The organism is Micromonospora foliorum (genome assembly GCF_022229015.1).
GTDB lineage: Bacteria > Actinomycetota > Actinomycetes > Mycobacteriales > Micromonosporaceae > Micromonospora > Micromonospora foliorum.
In genome coordinates this window covers 1-5244 of the sequence record NZ_JAKKFF010000458.1, presented here as the reverse complement: position 1 = coordinate 5244, position 5244 = coordinate 1, and the positions used below count along the sequence as shown (strand labels likewise).

At 76.0% G+C, this 5244-nt stretch carries 5 protein-coding genes and 1 pseudogene; 3 read left to right on the top strand and 3 right to left on the bottom strand.

What is annotated here, in order from left to right; all coding sequences use genetic code 11:
- A partial coding sequence (locus PSH25_RS27825) for a hypothetical protein (protein ID WP_238661857.1) occupies window positions 1-226 on the bottom strand: 226 nt, incomplete at its 3' end.
- Between PSH25_RS27825 and PSH25_RS27820 the strand changes: the two are divergent.
- Together PSH25_RS27820 and PSH25_RS27815 are read left to right on the top strand one after the other, a co-directional pair.
- A pseudogene (locus PSH25_RS27820) lies at window positions 144-1184 on the top strand (DUF58 domain-containing protein); the annotation flags it as partial. The gene PSH25_RS27825 and the pseudogene PSH25_RS27820 sit on opposite strands and share 83 nt — an antisense overlap.
- Window positions 1160-3505: a transglutaminase TgpA family protein gene (locus PSH25_RS27815; protein ID WP_372492863.1), complete on the top strand. Its 2346-nt coding sequence runs from the start codon at window positions 1160-1162 to the stop codon at window positions 3503-3505. The pseudogene PSH25_RS27820 and the gene PSH25_RS27815, both read left to right, overlap by 25 nt.
- Here the strand turns inward: PSH25_RS27815 and PSH25_RS27810 are convergent, their stop codons facing one another.
- Window positions 3506-3697 carry a hypothetical protein gene (locus tag PSH25_RS27810; protein ID WP_238661855.1) on the bottom strand — a complete coding sequence of 64 codons (192 nt, stop codon included), beginning with the start codon at window positions 3695-3697 and terminating at the stop codon, window positions 3506-3508.
- Here PSH25_RS27810 and PSH25_RS27805 point away from each other — a divergent pair.
- On the top strand, window positions 3686-4489 hold the full coding sequence (locus PSH25_RS27805) for a class I SAM-dependent methyltransferase (RefSeq protein ID WP_238661854.1): 804 nt from the start codon (window positions 3686-3688) through the stop codon (window positions 4487-4489). The genes PSH25_RS27810 and PSH25_RS27805 overlap by 12 nt on opposite strands.
- Before the next feature lie 4 nt (window positions 4490-4493).
- On the opposite strand, the gene PSH25_RS27800 is transcribed toward PSH25_RS27805, so the two are convergent.
- On the bottom strand, window positions 4494-5244 hold a 751-nt coding region (locus PSH25_RS27800), incomplete at its 5' end, for an SDR family oxidoreductase (RefSeq protein WP_238661853.1).

The following is a 5244-nucleotide window of genomic DNA, read 5'->3' as shown; positions in this document are numbered from 1 at the left end:
GTAGTTGCTGCGCCTCCGCGCGGCGGTGGCGCCCTGGCTGAATGCGGCCTGTTTCGACCCGCCCCTGGGCGCCGCGACCGGGTTGCTGGCTCGCCGGGTCCGCGCGAACCCGGACGAGCAGCGCGGTCTGGGCTGGCTGTCCATCGGCATCGGTCTGGCGGCCCCGGCTGACGGTGACCCGCCGCGCGGACCCGGACCGGGTGTCGAGCGGCGAGCCGGCGAGCATGACGTTGACCGTGCGCAACACCGGGCGGCTGCGGTCGGCGAACCTGCTGGCCGAGGACCGGTGCGGGGCGCGGACCGTGCCGGTGCCGGTGCTGCGCCTGCGGCCCGGCCGGGACACCGAGGTCCGCTACGACGTGCCGACCGACCGCCGTGGTGTGGTGCCGGTCGGTCCGCTGCGGGTGACCCGGCGCGACCCGCTGGGGTTGGTGGCGCTGGCCCGCCCGTACGGCGCGGCGGTGCCGGTGTGGGTGCACCCCCGCATCCACCCGCTGACGGCGGTGCCCAGGGGCGCGGGGCGCAGCCTCGACGGCCGGGTGGACGGGGTCCCGCACGGGTCGATCACCTTCGACTCGTTGCGGGAGTACGTGGTCGGCGACGAACTGCGCCGGGTGCACTGGCGCACCAGCGCCCGGGTGGGTGAGCTGATGGTGCGGGAGAACGTGGACACCAGCCTGCCGCGCCTGGTCGTCCTGCTGGACAACCGGGTCGCCGCGCACCCGCAGCGGGTCGCCGGGGTGGCGGAGTCGTTCGAGTCGGCCTGTGAGGCGGCGGCGTCGATCGTCACCGCCGCGCACCGCGCCGACCTGCCGGTGCTGTTGCTGGTGGTCGCCGCGGAGCCCGCAGAGGTGACGAAGCCCGACGGCGGGCCCGACGGCGCGCTCGGGCCGCTGGACCGGCTCGCCGCCGCCGAGCTGTCCGCCGACGGTGACGCTCTGCGGGCGGCCACCACCCGGCTGCGGCAGGACCGGCTCGGCGACACGCTGATCTTCCTCACCGGGCCGGGCGGCCGGGACGAGCTGGGGCACGTCGGGGCGCTTCGCGGGGCGTACCCGTCGGTGGTGGTCGGGGTGTTCGGCGCGGCCGAGCCGACACCGCCGGGCACCGCCGGCCTGGTGGTCGTCGACGCGGCGGACGGCGCGCAGTTCGCCGCCGAGTGGGACGGGGTACGCCGGTGGTGACGGTCGCCGTGCGGGTGCTGCGGGCGGCGGTCCTCCCGCTGGCGCTGATCGGGCTGACGGCGCTCGCCGGGGTGGTGCTCGGCCGGGTGTACGCCGGTGGGCTGCTGACCTGGCTGGTCGTCGGTGCGGCGGCGGGTTCGGTGCTGGTCAGCGTGGCCGCCCGGCGGCTGCCGTCGTGGCTGGTGGCGCCGGTGTCGGTGGCCGTGATGGCCGGCTGGACACTGTGGTCACTCCGGCTGGCCGCCGCCCGCGCGGAGGTGCCGGGCGGCCTGCTGGAGGTCACCGCGGACGCCGCCCGCAACGGCATCCCCCGGCTGCTCACCGCGATGATCCCGGTGGAGCCCACCCCGGACACGGTGCTGGTGCCGGTCGTCGCCGCCTGGCTGGCCGGGCTGACCGGCGCGGAGGTGGCGCTGCGCACCGGCCGGGTGCTGCTGGGTTACCTGCCGGCGGCGGGGCTCTACGCCGCCGCGCTCTACGTGGTCGGCCCGAACGCCGAACCGGCAGTGGGGTCGACCCTGGTATTCGTCGCGGTCGCGGCCCTCGGCCTGGCGACCCCCACCGGGGCGGCGCCGGGCGGCGGTGATCCGACCGCCGAGCTGACCCCCCAGGTACGCGCGGCGGTGCGGCTGCGGCTGGCCACCAGCGCGGCGCTCGGGGTGGCCCTGGTGGTCGGGCTGGTGGCGTTGCTGGGCCCGGTCGTCGCGGAGCAGGTAGACGGCCGGCCGGTGGACCCGCGCCGGTACGTGGAACCGCCGCAGGTGCAGACGCTCGACGAGAACCCGTTGATCCGGATCTCCGGCTGGGCGTTGCACCCGGAGCAGAAGCTCCTCGACGTGAGCACGGAACGCCCCGACCCACCATCCGAGACCGACCCGGCGGCAGAGACCGCGCGCAGTGTGCGGATCCGGTTGGCGGTGCTCAGCGACTACGACGGGGTGACCTGGCGGGTCGGCGCGACGTACCGCAACGCCGGGCGGATCCTGCCGGCCGCGACCGCGGCCCGGGACAGCACGCTGCAGACGGTCCGGCAGCAGATCAGCGTGGCCGAGTTGAGCGGCCGGCTGCTGCCCGCCGTGGCGACGCCCCGGGAGGTCAGCGGGGCGCGGGTGGCGTACGACCCGGCGAGCGGAACGCTGATCCGGCCGGAGGGGCTGACGCCGGGGCTGCGGTACACGGTGACCTCCGCCGAGGAACGACCAGACTCCAACCTGTTGGCCACCGCGAACGTGCCCGCTGGCGACGAGGTGGCCCGGGTGCTGCGGGTCGCGGACGGGGTACCCGACCCGATGCGCCGGCTGGCCACCCAACTCGCCGAGGAGAACGGCGCGCCGTACGCGCGGGCGTCGGCGATCGAGCAGTTCCTGGCCGAGCACTACCGGGTGGTGGCGGACGCCCCGAGCGGGCACGCGTACCCGAATCTGGGTTTCTTCCTGTTCGGACCCCGCAACGGCGGCGGACAGGAGGGCACCTCGGAGCAGTTCGCGGCGGCCTTCGCGGTCCTCGGCCGGCTCTCCGGGCTGCCGACGCGGGTAGTGGTGGGCTTCCGGACCAGCGGGCAGGGCCCGGTGCTGGCCGGTGACGCGTACGCCTGGCCGGAGGTGCTCTTCGACGGGCTGGGCTGGGTGGCGTTCGACCCGCTACCCCGCCCGAACGACGAGCCGAGACCGGTGGAGGAGGATTTCCGCCCGACGCCGGAGGACCCGCCGCCGTCGGAGGCACCCGCACCGACCACGGAGCCGAGCGCCGCACCGGAGCCGGCGACCGCCGCCGACGCCCCGCCCGCCTCGGACGGGCTCTCCACACCGGTGCTGGTCGCCGGCGGCAGCGGCGGCCTGCTGCTGGTGGTGGGAGCACTCCTGCTCACCCTGGTGGCCATGCGCCGCTCCCTCACCCGCAGCCGGCTCGTGCGGGGCGACCCCGGCCAGCGCATCGCCGGCGCCTGGCGGGAGGTCACCGACGCGCTCCGGCTGGCCGGGAGACCGGTCGGGGACGACCTGGCCGCCACCGAGGTCGCCAGGCACGCCCTCCAGACCCTCGCCGACGCCCGCCTCAACCGCATCGGAGGTGGCACCGTCGGTGGGCCCACTGGCGGTACAGCGGCGGCAGACGCGTCCAGCCCGGCCGTCGACGAGCTGGCGGCCCTGCTCAATCAGGCGGGCTTCGCCCCTGGCGCCGCAACACCCGACCAGGCCACCCGAGCCGCCGAGGTGGCCACCGCCTACGTGGCCACCCTGCGCTCCGCGCGCCCCTGGTGGCGCCGCCTACTCTGGTCCGTACACCCCACTCCCCTGCGCCGCGCCCGCCGCTCCCCACGCTGATCAAGAGCTTTGCGTCGCCTGCGGGCCCGCTTCTGACGCAAACTTCTTGATCACCGACGGCAGGGTCACCGGCGGCAGGGTCACCGGCGGCAGGGTCAGCGGCGGCAGGGTCAGCGGCGGCAGGCCCCCGGGGGGCGAAACGCGCTGGCGGTGTGTTCGCGCAACGACGAGCATCAGGGCGTGGACCAGCATTCGAGCGACATCGTCGACTACTACACGCAGCGCTACCGCGAGGACCAGCGGCTCACCGGCAGGCCGCAGGCGCGACTGGAGTGGACCCGCACGATGCAGCTCCTGCGGGACCTCCTGCCCGCACCGGGTGCCCGGGTGCTGGACATCGGTGGGGGCACCGGCGAGTACGCGCGGGCCCTCGTCGCCGCCGGCTACCAGGTCCGCCTCGTCGACCTGGTGCCGAACCACGTCGCGCAGGCCCGCGACGGGCACCCTCCGGTCGAGGCGCAGGTGGCCGACGCGCGTGCGCTTCCCGACGCCGACGGCGGGTATGACGCCGCGCTGCTGCTGGGTCCGCTGTACCACCTGGTCCGCCGCGCCAATCGGCTCCAGGCCCTCCGCGAGGCGGTCCGGGTCACCCGCCCCGGCGGTCTCGTCGTGGCCGCCGTCATCTCCCGGTTCGCCGGCCCGTTGGACTTCGCGGCCACCGCACGACTCGACGAGAGGCTGCTCGACGAGGCCAGGGCGCTGCTCAGCAACGGCGTCAACGACCCGCGGATCGGTTTCACCCACGCCTACTTCCACCGGGTCGAGGAGATCACCGACGAGTTGTCGGCCGCAGGGCTGACCGACGTCGTCGTCCACGGGGTGGAGGGTCCGGCCTGGACGGCGGCGGAGGCGGCGGCGAACGGCCCGGCGCAGGACGCGGTCTTCGCCGCGGCGTTGGACCTCGCCCGGCTCTACAGCAGCGAGCCCGCGCTGATCAGTTCCAGCGCCCACCTCCTGGCCGCCGGACGCGTTCCGGTGCGCTAGCGGCTCAGGCGGTCAGCCGGCGGATGAGTTTGCGCATGCCGGCCTGCCAGCCGTCCGGGTCCTCGGCGCGGCGGCGCGCGTAGTCGGCGACCTCGGGGTGCGGCAGGATCAGGAAACGTTCCTCGGCCAACCCGGCGACGGCCGCGTCGGCGACCTGGTCCGGGGTGAGCACCGCACCGGACGCGGCGACCACCCGGGCGCCGAGGTGACCGTCGGCGAGCCCGTCGGCGAGCATCGGGGTGTCCACCCCCTGCGGGCAGAGCGCGCTGACCCGGATGCCCCGGTCCCGGTAGGTGATGGCCAGCCACTCCGCGAACCCCACCGAGGCGTGCTTCGTCGCGGTGTACGCGGCGTCGCCCACCGCGGTCAGCACACCCGCCGCCGAGCAGGTGTGCAGCAGGTGCCCGCCGCCCCGGGCCAGCATCCCGGGCAGCACCGCGCGGGCCGAGTAGACGTGGGCGAGCACGTTGACCCGCCACGCGCGGTCCCAGCCGGCGTCGTCGACCTCCACTCCCCCGCCGGTGGTCACCCCCGCGTTGGCGCAGAACAGGTCGATCCGGCCGTACCGCTGCTCGGTGTCGGCGACCAGCGCGCGGACCTGCTCCTCGTCGGTGACGTCGAGGGCGCGGGCGTGCGCGACCGGGCCGATGCCCTCGGCCACCGCGCGGGCCGCGTCGGCGTCCAGGTCGGCGACCACCACGGCCGCAGCCCCCCCGGCGGCGACCCGGCGCGACAGCGCCGCGCCGATGCCACCG